General features: G+C 70.7%; 10 protein-coding genes. 5 read left to right on the top strand and 5 right to left on the bottom strand.

The genetic code is table 11. The features are described from left to right. The coding region (locus CK240_RS10525) for a pseudouridine synthase (protein WP_240517376.1) at positions 1–757 on the bottom strand (757 nt) is incomplete at its 3' end. 399 nt (positions 758–1,156) lie between these two features. Between CK240_RS10525 and CK240_RS10515 the strand changes: the two genes are divergently transcribed. The 3 genes from CK240_RS10515 to CK240_RS10505 all read left to right on the top strand — a co-directional run bounded on the left by CK240_RS10515 (position 1,157) and on the right by CK240_RS10505 (position 7,733). Continuing rightward, positions 1,157–1,603: a nucleoside deaminase gene (locus CK240_RS10515; protein ID WP_095640289.1), complete on the top strand. Its 447-nt coding sequence runs from the start codon at positions 1,157–1,159 to the stop codon at positions 1,601–1,603. An 85-nt stretch (positions 1,604–1,688) separates the two neighbouring features. Further along, on the top strand, positions 1,689–5,123 hold the full coding sequence (locus CK240_RS10510; protein ID WP_095640307.1) for a pyruvate carboxylase: 3,435 nt from the start codon (positions 1,689–1,691) through the stop codon (positions 5,121–5,123). Positions 5,124–5,306: 183 nt separating this feature from the next. Further along, entirely contained in the window at positions 5,307–7,733 is a 2,427-nt protein-coding gene (locus tag CK240_RS10505; protein ID WP_095640288.1) for an OmpA family protein, read from the top strand. Between the two features lie 86 nt (positions 7,734–7,819). Here CK240_RS10505 and CK240_RS10500 read toward each other — a convergent pair whose 3' ends face one another. The 4 genes from CK240_RS10500 to CK240_RS10485 are packed head-to-tail and all read right to left on the bottom strand — an operon-like array spanning position 7,820 to position 10,641. Further along, positions 7,820–8,314 (bottom strand): hypothetical protein, encoded by a 495-nt coding sequence (locus CK240_RS10500; protein WP_095640287.1) that lies wholly within the window; start codon positions 8,312–8,314, stop codon positions 7,820–7,822. A gap of 7 nt (positions 8,315–8,321) precedes the next feature. Beyond that, on the bottom strand, positions 8,322–8,735 hold the full coding sequence (locus CK240_RS10495) for a GNAT family N-acetyltransferase (RefSeq protein WP_095640286.1): 414 nt from the start codon (positions 8,733–8,735) through the stop codon (positions 8,322–8,324). Then, positions 8,732–9,868: a succinyl-diaminopimelate desuccinylase gene (gene dapE / locus CK240_RS10490; RefSeq protein WP_095640285.1), complete on the bottom strand. Its 1,137-nt coding sequence runs from the start codon at positions 9,866–9,868 to the stop codon at positions 8,732–8,734. The genes CK240_RS10495 and dapE overlap by 4 nt, the downstream gene beginning before the upstream one ends. Next, a complete protein-coding gene (locus CK240_RS10485; protein WP_240517374.1) occupies positions 9,865–10,641 on the bottom strand; it encodes a sulfite exporter TauE/SafE family protein in 777 nt (258 codons plus the stop codon). The genes dapE and CK240_RS10485 overlap by 4 nt, the downstream gene beginning before the upstream one ends. A 173-nt stretch (positions 10,642–10,814) precedes the next feature. On the opposite strand from CK240_RS10485, the gene CK240_RS10480 reads away from it, so the two are divergent. Further along, positions 10,815–12,443 (top strand): acyl-CoA dehydrogenase family protein, encoded by a 1,629-nt coding sequence (locus CK240_RS10480; RefSeq protein ID WP_095640283.1) that lies wholly within the window; start codon positions 10,815–10,817, stop codon positions 12,441–12,443. Between the two features lie 122 nt (positions 12,444–12,565). Next, positions 12,566–12,985: an META domain-containing protein gene (locus CK240_RS10475; protein ID WP_095640282.1), complete on the top strand. Its 420-nt coding sequence runs from the start codon at positions 12,566–12,568 to the stop codon at positions 12,983–12,985. The last annotated feature ends 5 nt before the right edge of the window (positions 12,986–12,990 follow it).

Raw genomic sequence — 12,990 nt, 5'->3', positions numbered from 1 at the left:
GCGCGGCCTCGGCCCGCGCCGGGCGGCCGCGGCCCGCGGCGCGCGGCGCCTCGTCCGTTTCGCCCGTCAGCAGCCCGCCCAACTGGTCGCGCAGCACGCGGCGCTTGATCTCGCGGACCTCGTTCTCCTCCATCCCCGTCAGCTTGAAGGGGCCGTAGCCGATGCGGATCAGCCGGTTCACGATCAGCCCGACATGGGCCATCGCGCGGCGGATCTCGCGGTTCTTGCCTTCGCGGATGCCGACGGTCAGCCAGGCGTTCGCCCCCTGCTGGCTGTCGAGCTTGATCTCCATGGGGGCGAAGTCCTCGCCCTCGATGGTGACGCCGCGGCGCAGGGGGTCGAAGGTCAGGTCGTTGGGCTGCCCGTTCACCCGCACGCGATAGCGGCGCAGCCAGCCGGTCGAGGGCAGTTCCAGCCGCCGCTTCAGCTCTCCGTCGTTGGTCAGCAGCAGCAGGCCTTCGGAATTGAGGTCGAGCCGGCCCACGCTCATCACCCGCGGCAGTTCGCGCGGCAGGGCGTCGAAGACGGTCTGGCGGCCCTTTTCGTCCGACTCCGAGGTCACGAGGCCCAGGGGCTTGTAATACAGCCAGAGCCGCGTTTCCTGCGCGGCCTCCATGGCCTTGCCGTCCACCGTCACCTTGTCCGAGGGCAGGACGTCCAGCGCGGGGCTGGCGATCTTGCGGCCGTTCACGGTGACGCGGCCTTCGACGATCATCCGCTCGGCCTCGCGGCGGCTGGCCACGCCCGCGCGGGCCATGACCTTGGCGATGCGCTCGCCCCCCGAAGCCTGCGCAGGCGCGGCCTTCTTCGGCGCACCGCCCTTCGCGGGCGCCTCGTCCTCGTCCTCCCCGTTGTCGTCGTCGTCGTCGTCGTCGTCGTCGTCGTCGTCGTCGTCGTCGTCGTCGTCGTCGTCGAAGGGCTCGGCCGCTTCGCCCTCGGCGGCAAGCCCGATCTCGTCGGCGTTCTCTTCCTCTGCGCCCTCGGCGGGCGGCAGCATCTCGTCTTCGTCTTCGTTGCGGGGGGTGTTCGGGTCGGTCATGGCGATCTCCTGCGCATCGCTGCGGCGGTGTGGCGGCAAGGCGCCGCGTCTAGCCCCAACGCAGATCAGGGGAAAGCGGTTCTTGCGCCGGGCGCCGCGCCACGGCATCCCGGCCCCATGTTCCGCAGCCACATGGATGCCGCCCTGACCGAAGCCCGCGCCGCCGCCCGGCGCGGCGAGGTGCCCGTGGGCGCCGTGCTGACCGACCCCGCGGGGCGCGTCGTCGCCGCTGCCGGCAACCGCACGCGCGAGCTGTCGGACCCCACGGCCCATGCCGAGATCCTCGCCATCCGCGAGGCCTGCGCGGCGGCCGGGTCCGAGCGGCTGCCCGGCCACCGGCTGTGGGTCACGCTGGAGCCCTGCCCCATGTGCGCCGCGGCGATTTCCGCCGCGCGGATCGAGGTCCTTTATTACGGCGCCTCCGATCCCCGCATGGGGGGCGTCGCCCATGGCGCGCGGGTCTTCGATCATCCCCAGTGCCACCACCGCCCCGAGGTCTATGAAGGCATCGCGGCCGATGCCGCCGCCGGGCTGCTGCGCGATTTCTTCGCCCGCCGGCGCTGAGCGCCCCGGACCGCACAGCCTTGCTTTCGTCGTGCTTGCGCTGGCGCAAAGGCTGCGGAATGCTGCGCCGCAGAATGAAGGAGATGTGGCAGTGTTCCAGAAGATCCTTGTGGCGAACCGGGGCGAGATCGCGATCCGCGTGCTGCGGGCGGCCAACGAGATGGGCAAGCGCACGGTCGCGGTCTATGCCGAGGAGGACAAGCTGGGCCTCCACCGCTTCAAGGCCGACGAGGCCTACCGTATCGGCGAGGGGCTGGGGCCGGTCGCGGCCTATCTGTCGATCCCCGAGATCATCCGGGTGGCAAAGGCCTCGGGCGCGGATGCGATCCATCCGGGCTATGGGCTGCTGTCCGAGAACCCGGATTTCGTGGACGCCTGCACCGCCGCCGGCATCGCCTTCATCGGCCCGACCGCCGAGACGATGCGGGCGCTTGGCGACAAGGCCTCGGCGCGCCGCGTGGCAATCCAGGCGGGCGTGCCGGTGATCCCCGCCACCGAGGTCCTGGGCGAGGACATGGCCGAAGTCGCGCGCCAGGCCGAGGAGATCGGCTATCCCCTGATGCTGAAGGCGTCATGGGGCGGCGGCGGGCGGGGAATGCGTCCGATCCTGTCGGCCGCCGAACTGCCCGAAAAGGTCCGCGAGGGCCGGCGCGAGGCCGAGGCCGCCTTTGGCAACGGCGAGGGCTATCTGGAAAAGATGATCCTGCGCGCCCGCCACGTCGAGGTTCAGTTGCTGGGCGACAGCCACGGCGGGCTTTATCACCTGTATGAGCGCGACTGCACCGTGCAGCGCCGCAACCAGAAGGTCGTGGAACGCGCGCCCGCCCCCTACCTGACCGACGAACAGCGGGCCGAGGTCTGCGGGCTGGCGCTGAAGATCGGGGGGGCCGTCGGCTACCGCAACGCGGGCACCGTCGAGTTCCTGATGGATATGGATTCGGGGTCCTTCTACTTCATCGAGGTGAACCCGCGCGTCCAGGTCGAGCACACGGTGACCGAGGAAGTCACCGGCATCGACATCGTGCAGGCCCAGATCCGCATCGCCGAGGGCGCGACGCTGGCCGAGGCCACGGGCATGGCCTCGCAGGCGGACGTGACGCTGTCGGGCCACGCGATCCAGTGCCGCGTGACGACCGAGGACCCGCAGAACAACTTCATCCCCGACTACGGCCGCATCACCGCCTATCGCACCGCCACCGGCAACGGCATCCGGCTGGACGGCGGCACCGCCTATGCGGGGGCGGTCATCACCCGCTATTACGACTCGCTGCTGGTCAAGGTCACCGCTTGGGCACAGACGCCCGAAGCCGCGATCCGCCGCATGGACCGAGCCCTGCGCGAGTTCCGGGTGCGGGGCGTCAGCACCAACATCGACTTCGTCATCAACCTGCTGAAGCACCCGGTCTTCCTGTCGGACGGGGCCACGACCAAGTTCATCGACACGACGCCGGAACTGTTCGACTTCAGCCCCCGGCAGGACCGGGCGACGAAGATCCTCACCTATCTGGCCGACATCAGCGTGAACGGCCACCCCGAGACCAAGGGCCGCCCCGCCCCCGCCGAGGCGAAGATCCCCGTCCCCCCTGCCCCCCGGCAGGAGCCGCCCGAGGGCACGCGGCAGCTTCTGGAACGCGAAGGGCCGCAGGGCGTGGTGGACTGGCTGTCCCGCCAGCAGCGGCTGCTTCTGACCGACACCACCATGCGCGACGGGCACCAGTCGCTGCTGGCCACCCGGATGCGGTCCATCGACATGATCCGCGTGGCGCCGGCTTACGCGGCGAACCTGCCCGGCCTCTTTTCGGTCGAATGCTGGGGCGGCGCGACCTTCGACGTGGCCTACCGCTTCCTGCAGGAATGCCCCTGGCAGCGGCTGCGCGACATCCGCGCGGCCATGCCGAACATCATGACGCAGATGCTGCTGCGGGCCAGCAATGGCGTGGGCTACACCAACTATCCCGACAACGTGGTGCAAAGCTTCGTCGCGCAGGCCGCCAGGTCCGGCGTGGACGTCTTCCGCGTCTTCGATTCGCTCAACTGGGTCGAGAACATGCGGGTGGCCATGGACGCCGTGGTGGACTCGGGCAAGATCTGCGAGGCCGCGATCTGCTACACCGGCGACATCATGGACCCGGATCGGTCCAAGTACGACCTTTCCTATTACGTGGACATGGGCCGGCAGTTGCGGGACGCGGGCGCGCATCTCATCGGCGTCAAGGACATGGCGGGGCTTCTCAAGCCCGCCGCCGCGCGGGTGCTGTTCAAGGCGCTGCGCGAGGAGGTCGGGTTGCCGATCCACTTCCACACCCATGACACCAGCGGCATCGCGGGCGCCACGGTGCTGGCGGCGGCCGAGTCGGGCGTGGCGGTCGTGGACGCGGCAATGGACGCCTTTTCGGGCGGCACCTCGCAGCCCTGCCTCGGTTCCATCGTCGAGGCGCTGGACGGGACGGACCGCGACACCGGGCTGGACATCGGGGCGATCCGCGAGATCTCGAACTACTGGGAACGGGTGCGCGACCAGTATTGCGCCTTCGAGGCGGGTTCGCGCGCCCCGGCCTCCGAGGTCTACCTGCACGAGATGCCCGGCGGGCAGTTCACCAACCTCAAGGCGCAGGCGCGCAGCCTGGGGCTTGAGGACCGCTGGCACCAGGTGGCCGAAACCTATGCCGAGGTGAACCGGATGTTCGGCGACATCGTCAAGGTCACGCCGTCCTCCAAGGTCGTGGGCGACATGGCGCTGATGATGGTGGCCCAAGGGCTGACGCGGGCGCAGGTCGAGGACCCGGGTGTCGAGGTCGCCTTCCCCGACTCGGTCGTGGACATGATGAAGGGCAACCTCGGCCAGCCCCCCGGCGGCTGGCCCGAGGCGCTGCAGCGCAAGGTCCTCAAGGGCGAGACGCCCATCACCGAGCGTCCCGGCGCGCTGATGCCGCCCGTGGACCTTTCCGCCGCCCGGACCGAGGTGCAGGCGAAGCTGGACGTGGACCTCGACGACGAGGACTTCAACGGTTGGCTGATGTATCCCAAGGTCTTCAGCGACTATGCGGAACGCCACAAGGTCTATGGCCCCGTCCGCACCCTGCCCACGCCCGCCTTCTTCTACGGGATGCAGCCGGGCGAGGAGATCAGCGTCGAGATCGACCCCGGCAAGACGCTCGAGGTGCGGCTGCAGACCATCGGCGACACCGACGACGCGGGCGAGGTGCGGGTGTTCTTCGAACTGAACGGCCAGCCCCGCACCGTCCGCGTGCCGAACCGCGCGGCCAAGGGCGTGACCGCCGCCCGGCCCAAGGCGGACGCGGGCAACCCCGGGCACATCGGCGCGCCGATGCCGGGGGTGGTGGCCACCGTTGCGGCGCAGGCGGGGCAGAAGGTCAAGGCGGGCGACCTGCTGCTGACCATCGAGGCGATGAAGATGGAAACCGGCATCCATGCCGACCGCGAGGCCGCCGTGAAGGCCGTCCATGTCGCGCCGGGCCAGCAGATCGACGCCAAGGACCTGCTAGTCGAACTGGAGTGACAGGGGCCGTGCCGCCTTGGGGCGGCGCGGCCGATCACGCAGCGTTCACAAGGCTTTGGCCGCCCTCACGCAGGCGTGGCGGGAACGCGGCGCGGTTTTCGTGGTTCATTCCCGGACAGCCCGCCAGTTTGCGGGCCGGAACCGCGCGGCGCCGTCGCCGCGCCCCGAGACATGGGAATCGCAATGCCTCGTACCTTTTTCCGCAACACCACCGCGCTGGCCCTGGGCCTGGGCCTTGCCCTGCCCCATGCCAGCGGAGCACAGGCCCTGCCCGCAGGGGATGCCGCGCAGTTCGTCCCGACCCGCGCAGGCAACATGCCGGAACTGGCCCGGATGCTGGACAAGAAGATCCCCGCGGGCCTGAAGATCGGGGCCGGCGGGCTGGTGCCGGGGTATGGCAAGCCTGACGGCGCGCCGAGGTCCGAGGCCAGTCCGCCGGCCCCTGTCCGGCTCGCGCAGGCGGACGCAGCGACGGCCACGGATGCCGTGCCGCTGCCCGGAGGGGCCGCCGAAGGGAACGCCGCCGCCGATGCCGCGGCAGCGGCGGCAGCCGCGGCCGCGCAGGCTCCGGTCGTGGTCGAGGAGCCGGCTGCGGAAGCACCCGCCGCCGAGCCGGCGGCAGAACCCGAGGGCGAACCCGAAGTGGCAGCGCCCGCAGAAGCTCCGGCAGTTGCGCAAGAGGCCCCGGCCGAGGCCGTCCCAGCCGAACCCGTGGCCGAGCCGGCGCCCGAGATCGTGCCGGAGGAAGCCGCGGCAGCCCGGGCGGAAGCCTCGCCCGAACCCGTCGAAGAGCCGATCACCACGGCCGCGCCCGCCGCCGAGGCGCCTGCACAGGCCGCCCGGGAGGCGGCACCTGCCCCCGAGGCGCCGACGCCGGCACCGCAGGCGCAAGCCGCCCCGGAACCCGAGCGCGCTGCGGCGCCCGAGGCCCCTGCCGTGGTCGATGCCCCGTCCGAGGCCGATCTGGCCCGCGCCCTGGCCGAACGCAGCGAAGGCGAGGCCGGCACCGATGCCGCGCCCCCGTCGGCGGGCGCTGCGGCCGAGAGCGGCGCGGCGGGCGCTGCCGCGAACGCCGAGGACGACAAGGGCACGGCGCCCGTTGCCAGGGCAACCCGTCCGGCCGATCCGGCGGATGCGGCTGAACAGGCCGCGTCAGAAGGCAAGGGGGCGGCGGGCGCAGCCCCGGCCCCGGTTGTCGGGGGCGCTGCGGCCGGGTCCGGCGGCACGGGTGTGAAAGCCGCGCCTGCGGCGGACGCCACGGCCCAGGGAAGGGCGACGCCTACCCCGGCTGCACCGGCAGGCGCAGGGGGCGGTTCGGTCCCTGTCGTCACACAGGGCGGGGCGGCGGCGCAGCCCGGTCCCAGCGAGGACGAACTCGCCGCCGCGCTGGCGGGCGCCCGCGAGGTCCCCGAAGCCGAGGCGCGCCCGACCGACGCCGCGCGCGAGGCCGCCGCTGCCGCAGCCCCGCCGGCCGCCGCCGCGCTGGCCGAGGCGGCCGCGCCGGTCGTCACCTCGGACAAGCAGCAGGTGACCGAGGAAACCTCGCGCAGCGCGACCGAGGACTTCCTGACCGACGTGCGCGGCACGCTGCGCCAAGGCGACATCCCCGTGGTCGGCGGCACGCAAGGCTCGACCGCGCCGGTGGTGGTCGGCGCGGACGGCCAGCCCGTCGTGGCGGACGGTGCCGGAACCGAGGCGCATGATGGCGACGACGACCGCAGCGACCTGGAAAAGGTGCTGCGCCAGGCCGTGCTGCCCGCGCTGGCGGGGCTGGCCGTGGGACAGCTTCTGTCGAACAACCGGCAGGTCGAGCTGAACACCGGCGACCGTGTCGTGGTGACCCGCCCCGATGGAAGCCAGGAGATCATCAAGGACGACAACGCCTTGCTGCTGCGTCCCGGGTCCACCGCGCAGACCGAGGAATATGCGGACGGCTCGACCCGGACCATTGTCACGCGCGAGGATGGCAGCCAGGTCGTCACGATCCGCGACGCCGACCTGCGCGTGCTGCGCCGGACGCTGGTGCGGCCCGACGGCACCACCACCGCGCTGATCGACGAGACGGCGCAGGTGGCGCCCGTGGACGTGGCGGCCCTGCCCCCGCCCGCCCGGCCGGTCATGGTCGTGCCCGGCGAGCAGCTGTCCGAGGACGCGCTGCGCGAGGCGCTGCGGCGCGAAACGCAGGTGGACCGGACCTTCACGCTGGGGCAGATCCGCAACATCCCCGAGGTGCGGGCGCTGGTCGCCCCGGTGGAGATCCAGGCGATCACCTTCGACACCGGCTCGGCCGCGATCAAGGCGGACCAGGCGCAGGCGCTGGCCTCGCTGGGCCGCGTGATCGCCGACAGCGTGCGGCAGAACCCTTCGGAAATCTACATGATCGAGGGGCACACCGACACGGTGGGGTCGGGCGCGATAAACCTGGCGCTGTCGGACCGTCGCGCCGAGTCGGTGGCCCTGGCCCTGACCGAGTTCTTCGGCGTGCCGCCGGAAAACATGGTCGTGCAGGGTTATGGCGAGCAGTTCCTGAAGGTGCCGCAGGAAGGCGACATTCGCTCCAACCGCCGCGCCTCGGTGCGCCGGATCACCGACCTGCTGGCGCGGAACTGAGGAAGCCGGGGGCTTTGCCCCCGCACCCCCAGGGTATCTGGATCAGAACGAAGGGGCCGGGGTTTTCCCCGGCCTTTTCCTTTGCGTCAGTCTTTCCGCTGCCAGACGATCCGGAACGCGTCGTTCGCCGCGAGCGCCGCCGAGGCCGCGCCGAGATCGAAGCCCGGCAGCGCGGCGAAGGCATCGGCAAGGGCCGCCGCGCCCGCGGCCTCGACCGGGATCAGCAGCGCCTCGCCCCCCTGGGTCTTCAGGCGCCAATGGGCGCGGCCATCAAGGCGGATCAGCCGGATCTGGGACAGGTCGCGCAGGGCGATCTCTCCGCCCAGTGCGCGCGCGTCGAGATAGCGGAGCGCGCCCTCCTCGACCTCGACCAGCCCCGGCGCACCGATGGGCGCGGCAAAGCGGCGGCGGCGCCAGGCGCCCAGGCCCCAGAGCAGAGCAAGCGCCAGGATCGCGGCGCCGAGCGGCTGGAACAGCAGCCCGCCCCGGGCGAAGACCCAGATGCCGAAGGCGCCGGTCAGGGCCGCCGCGGCCACCTCGCGCCAGGGCTTGAAGCGGGCAACAAGTTCGGGGCGGATCACCCGTGCCTCACAGGCTGCGGCTCATGTCGCGGTGGGGAATGCCCGCGTCATCGTATTCGGGGCCATGAACGGTGAAGCCCAGCTTCTCGTAGAAGCCGATGGCGTGGGTCTGCGCGCCCAGCTTGGCTTTGGTGACGCCGCGCGCACGCAGCTCGTCCAGCGCCGCGCGCATCAGCGCCGCACCCGCGCGTGTGCCCCGCATTTCGGGCAGCACCGCGACGCGGCCGATCTTGGCGCTCTCGCCCTCGATCAGCAGGCGGGCGGTGCCGACGGGGCGGCCGTCCTGCACGGCCAGCAGGTGCACGGCGGTGGCGTCCAGCTCGTCCAGTTCCAGCTCCTCGGGAACGTTCTGTTCCTCGATGAAGACGCGGCGGCGGATCGCGGCGCAGGCGGGGAAATCGTCGGTGACGGTGATCTTCATGCGAAAAACCGCTGCAGGATGGAGTGGTAGATGGCTTTCAACTGGTGGACCTGTTCGACGGGGACGCGCTCGTCCACCTGGTGCATGTAGGCGCCGACAAGGCCGAACTCGACCACCGGGCAGTGGTCCTTGACGAAGCGCGCGTCCGAGGTGCCGCCCGAGGTGGACAGCACGGGGACGCGACCGGTGTGCTCGGTCACGACGCTTGCCACCAGATCCACGAAGGGGCCGGGCTCGGTCACGAAGGATTCGCCGCTGACGGTCACGGCGACGCCGATGCGGACGCCGGTCTCGGTTTCGACCGCCGCCGCCCGCTCGCGCAGCATGGCGGTCAGGCTGTCACCGGTATGGGCGTCGTTGAAGCGGATGTTGACGGTCGCGGTCGCGCGTTCCGGGATCACGTTCGAGGCCGGGTTGCCGCAATCGACCGTCGTGACCTGCAACCCCGAGGGGTCGAAATGCGCCGTGCCCTCGTCCAGCGGCCGCGCCGTCAGGTCCCCCAGCAGCCGCACCAGCGCGTGCAGCGGGTTCAGCGCGCGATGCGGATAGGCCGCGTGGCCCTGGCGGCCGATGGCGGTGATCTGCGCGGTCAGGCTGCCCCGGCGGCCGATCTTGATCATCTCGCCCATCGCCTCGGGGTTCGAGGGCTCGCCCACGATGCAGACGTCCATGCGCTCGCCCGCCTGCGCCATCCAGTCGAGGATCGCCAGGGTGCCGTCGCGGGACGGGCCCTCCTCGTCGCCGGTGATGGTCAGGATCACCGCGCCATCCGGCGGCGTCAGGGTCACGAAATCCACCGCCGCCGCGACAAAGGCCGCCACGCCCGACTTCATGTCGGTGGCGCCGCGGCCCCAGATCATCCCGTCCGCCAGCGCGCCGGAAAAGGGCGGATGGGTCCAGCCGGCCGGGTCGCCCGGCGGCACCACGTCCACATGGCCGTTGAAGCCGAAGCTGCGCGCGCCCCTGGCCCCCCAGCGGGCATAAAGGTTCGGCACGCCGTTGCGATCCACGCGGCGACAGTCGAACCCCGCAGGTTCCAGCACCGATCGCAGCAGCTCCAGCGCCGCGCCTGCGTCGGGCGTAACCGAGGGGCAGCGGATCAGGCGGGCGGTCAGGTCCGCGGGATTCATCATGACATTACCTCGATGCCGCGGCGGATCAGGTTCAGCGACGTCAGCGCCAGCAGCACCAGGGTCCAGCGCCGGAACTGCGCCAGGTCCATCCGGTCCTGCAGCCAGAAGCCAAGCTGCATCCCGGCGAAGGCGGGGATCACCATCAGCAGCGACAGCGGCAGCGTCTGCGCGTTCAGCACGCCCGAGGCCAGATGCGCCGCCGTCAGCGCCGCCCCGCCGATGAGGAAGACGACGCCCTGCACCCGGATCTGTTCCAGCTTGGGGGCACCGATGGACAGCAGATAGACGATCAGCGGCGGCCCCCAGATGCCGGACACCCCGCCGTAAAGCCCGCCGATGATGCCGCTGGTGATCTCGGCCCGGCGGCGGTGATGGATCGGCAGGGTCATCGGGCGGCCCGACAGCTGCCACAGCGCGAAGCCAAGGATCGGCAGGCCCAGCGCCAGATACATCAGCGGCTGAGGAATGACCCGGGCGAAGGGCGCCGAGACGAACATGAAGATCGCCACCATTGCGATATGCCAGCGATAATCGCGCGCCGTCGCCCATGCGGCACCCACACCCTGCCGCGTCGCCTGCTGCACGTTCGTCAGCAGCACGGGCAGGATCATCAGCCCCAACGCCACCTGCGGGGGAAGGAAAGATCCCAAGGCCGACATCAGGATGATCGGCATCGCAAAGCCGATCGCGCCCTTGATGGCGCCCGCGCCCAGCGTGATGGCAGAGATAAGCAGGATGGTCTGGGGGTCGAGGCCGAACATGGCGCGGACCATGTCTGCGCGCAGCCGCCGCGGCAAGGGGTGCCGGCAACGGCAGGCTGCCGGGGATGCGGCGCCTTGACGCTTGCGCAATGAAGATGCGCCGACGCCTGCGCTTGCGCAGCATAGTTGCGCTGCACCTGCGAAAGGGCTAGGCAGATTCGACCCTTTCTCGCAGGAACAGCCCCATGCTCGATGCCCGCGCCACCCTCACCCCTGCCGACGCGCAGGCCCTTGTCCCGGAACTGGACGCGCTTCTTTCCCGCGCAACCGAGGCGCTGCGGGCGCGGGTCGGCGGCGGCAGGATCGACTCGGCTGCGCTGGAAACCGAACAGCACGCGGCCCATGCGCTGTCCTGGCTGGCGACCTACGTGGAATCGCTGAAGCAACTGTCGGCCTGGGCCGGGCGGCTGGGCGAGGGCTTCGCAGAGATCGAGGGGCTGATCCTGCAGATCGGCTTCGGCGAATACCTGACGCAGATCGCCGGCGGCATCCCCATGAGCCAGACCGAGTTCGCCCGCCTGTCGGACCTCGGCATCGACTGGCAGCCCTCGGACGCGGCCCGCGCGGCGATGGGGGGCAACAGCCCGCAGGCGCGCGCGCGGCTGGTCGCCCTGATGCAGGACAACGCGGGCCGCGCGACGGTCGGAGCCACGGGCCTCGACGAGGATCTGGAGATGATCCGCGACCAGTTCCGCCGCTATGCCGACGACCGGGTGATCCCCAACGCCCATGAATGGCACCTGAAGGACGAGCTGATCCCGATGGAGATCATCGAGGAGCTGGCCGAACTCGGGGTCTTCGGCCTGACCATCCCCGAGGAGTTCGGCGGCCTCGGCCTGTCCAAGGCCTCGATGGTCGTCGTCTCCGAGGAACTCTCGCGCGGCTATATCGGCGTGGGCTCTCTGGGCACCCGTTCGGAAATCGCGGCGGAACTGATCCTCGTCGGCGGCACGCCCGAGCAGAAGGAACAGTGGCTGCCCAAGCTCGCCAGCGGCGAGATCCTGCCCACCGCCGTCTTCACCGAGCCCAACACCGGCTCGGACCTGGGCTCGCTGCGCACCCGTGCCGTCCGCACCGCCGACGGCTGGGAGATCACCGGCAACAAGACCTGGATCACCCATGCCGCCCGCACCCATGTCATGACGCTGCTGGCGCGGACCGAGCCGGACACCACCGACTGGCGCGGCCTGTCCATGTTCCTGGCCGAGAAGACCCCCGGCACCGACGAGGAGCCCTTCCCCACCCCCGGCATGACGGGCGGCGAGATCGAGGTGCTCGGCTATCGCGGCATGAAGGAATACGAACTCGGCTTCGACGCCTTCAAGGTCAAGGCCGACAACCTGCTGGGCGGCCAACCGGGGCAGGGCTTCAAGCAATTGATGCAGACCTTCGAATCCGCCCGCATCCAGACGGCCGCCCGCGCCATCGGCGTGGCCCAGTCGGCGCTGGAACTGGGGATGCGCTATGCGCTGGACCGCAAGCAGTTCGGCAAGCCGCTGATCGAGTTTCCGCGCGTTGCCGACAAGCTGGCGCTGACGGCGGTGGAAATCATGATCGCCCGCCAGCTGACCTATCACTCGGCCTGGCAGAAGGACCACGACAGGCGCTGCGACCTGGAAGCGGGGATGGCCAAGCTGCTGGGCGCCCGCGTCGCTTGGGCCGCGGCCGACAACGCCCTGCAGATCCACGGCGGCAACGGCTTCGCGCTGGAATACACGATCAGCCGGGTCTTGTGCGACGCCCGCATCCTCAACATCTTCGAGGGCGCGGCAGAGATCCAGGCACAGGTGATCGCGCGGCGCCTGCTGGGCTGAGCCTTGCGTTGCGCGAATGGCACGGGCGCCAGACTTGCGCGCCCGTGCATGGACTTTGCTGCAACCGGGTGGCAGGGCAGGGCGATATCCATGTTGAACCGTTTGTCCTGGGGAAGCCTTCCATGATCTCCGCCCTCCGCATCGTCGCCATTTCCACGACCCTTGCCACGCTGGCCGCCTGTGGCCCCGAACCCCTGCCCGCCGATGGAACCGGCTTCGAAGGCGGGATTCCCTTCGGCACCTACACCATGGTCGGCTTCGGCCAGGAAGCCGTGCCCACGCGCGACGCCCGCATCCGCCTGACGCCGGGCCAGATCAGCGGCAACGGCCCGTGCAACACCTTCACGGCCGTCAACGCCGCGACGCTGCCGCAGATCAGCGTCAGCACCATGAACTGGACCGACAATCCCTGCGGCCACAAGGGCTTCGAGGGTCGCTTCTTCGAGGCGCTGACCCAGGCGAGCCAGGCCGAATGGTCCGGCGGCGTCCTCAAGGTGAAAAGCCCGCTGGGCTGGATGACGCTGGAACGCTCGGGCAACTGACCGTC

The sequence above is a fragment of the Paracoccus salipaludis genome (assembly GCF_002287065.1).
Classification (GTDB): Bacteria; Pseudomonadota; Alphaproteobacteria; order Rhodobacterales; family Rhodobacteraceae; genus Paracoccus; species Paracoccus salipaludis.
The sequence above is the reverse complement of the archived record's forward strand: the minus strand, read 5'-3'. Positions and strand labels throughout refer to the sequence as shown.

Bases quoted from the DNA above. Each gene is read 5' to 3' on its own strand.
- CK240_RS10515 (WP_095640289.1), top strand. From the start codon at position 1,157: ATGTTCCGCAGCCACATGGATGCCGCCCTGACCGAAGCCCGCGCCGCC.
- CK240_RS10505 (WP_095640288.1), top strand. From the start codon at position 5,307: ATGCCTCGTACCTTTTTCCGCAACACCACCGCGCTGGCCCTGGGCCTG.
- CK240_RS10495 (WP_095640286.1), bottom strand. From the start codon at position 8,735: ATGAAGATCACCGTCACCGACGATTTCCCCGCCTGCGCCGCGATCCGC.
- dapE (WP_095640285.1), bottom strand. From the start codon at position 9,868: ATGATGAATCCCGCGGACCTGACCGCCCGCCTGATCCGCTGCCCCTCG.
- CK240_RS10485 (WP_240517374.1), bottom strand. From the start codon at position 10,641: ATGGTCCGCGCCATGTTCGGCCTCGACCCCCAGACCATCCTGCTTATC.
- CK240_RS10480 (WP_095640283.1), top strand. From the start codon at position 10,815: ATGCTCGATGCCCGCGCCACCCTCACCCCTGCCGACGCGCAGGCCCTT.
- CK240_RS10475 (WP_095640282.1), top strand. From the start codon at position 12,566: ATGATCTCCGCCCTCCGCATCGTCGCCATTTCCACGACCCTTGCCACG.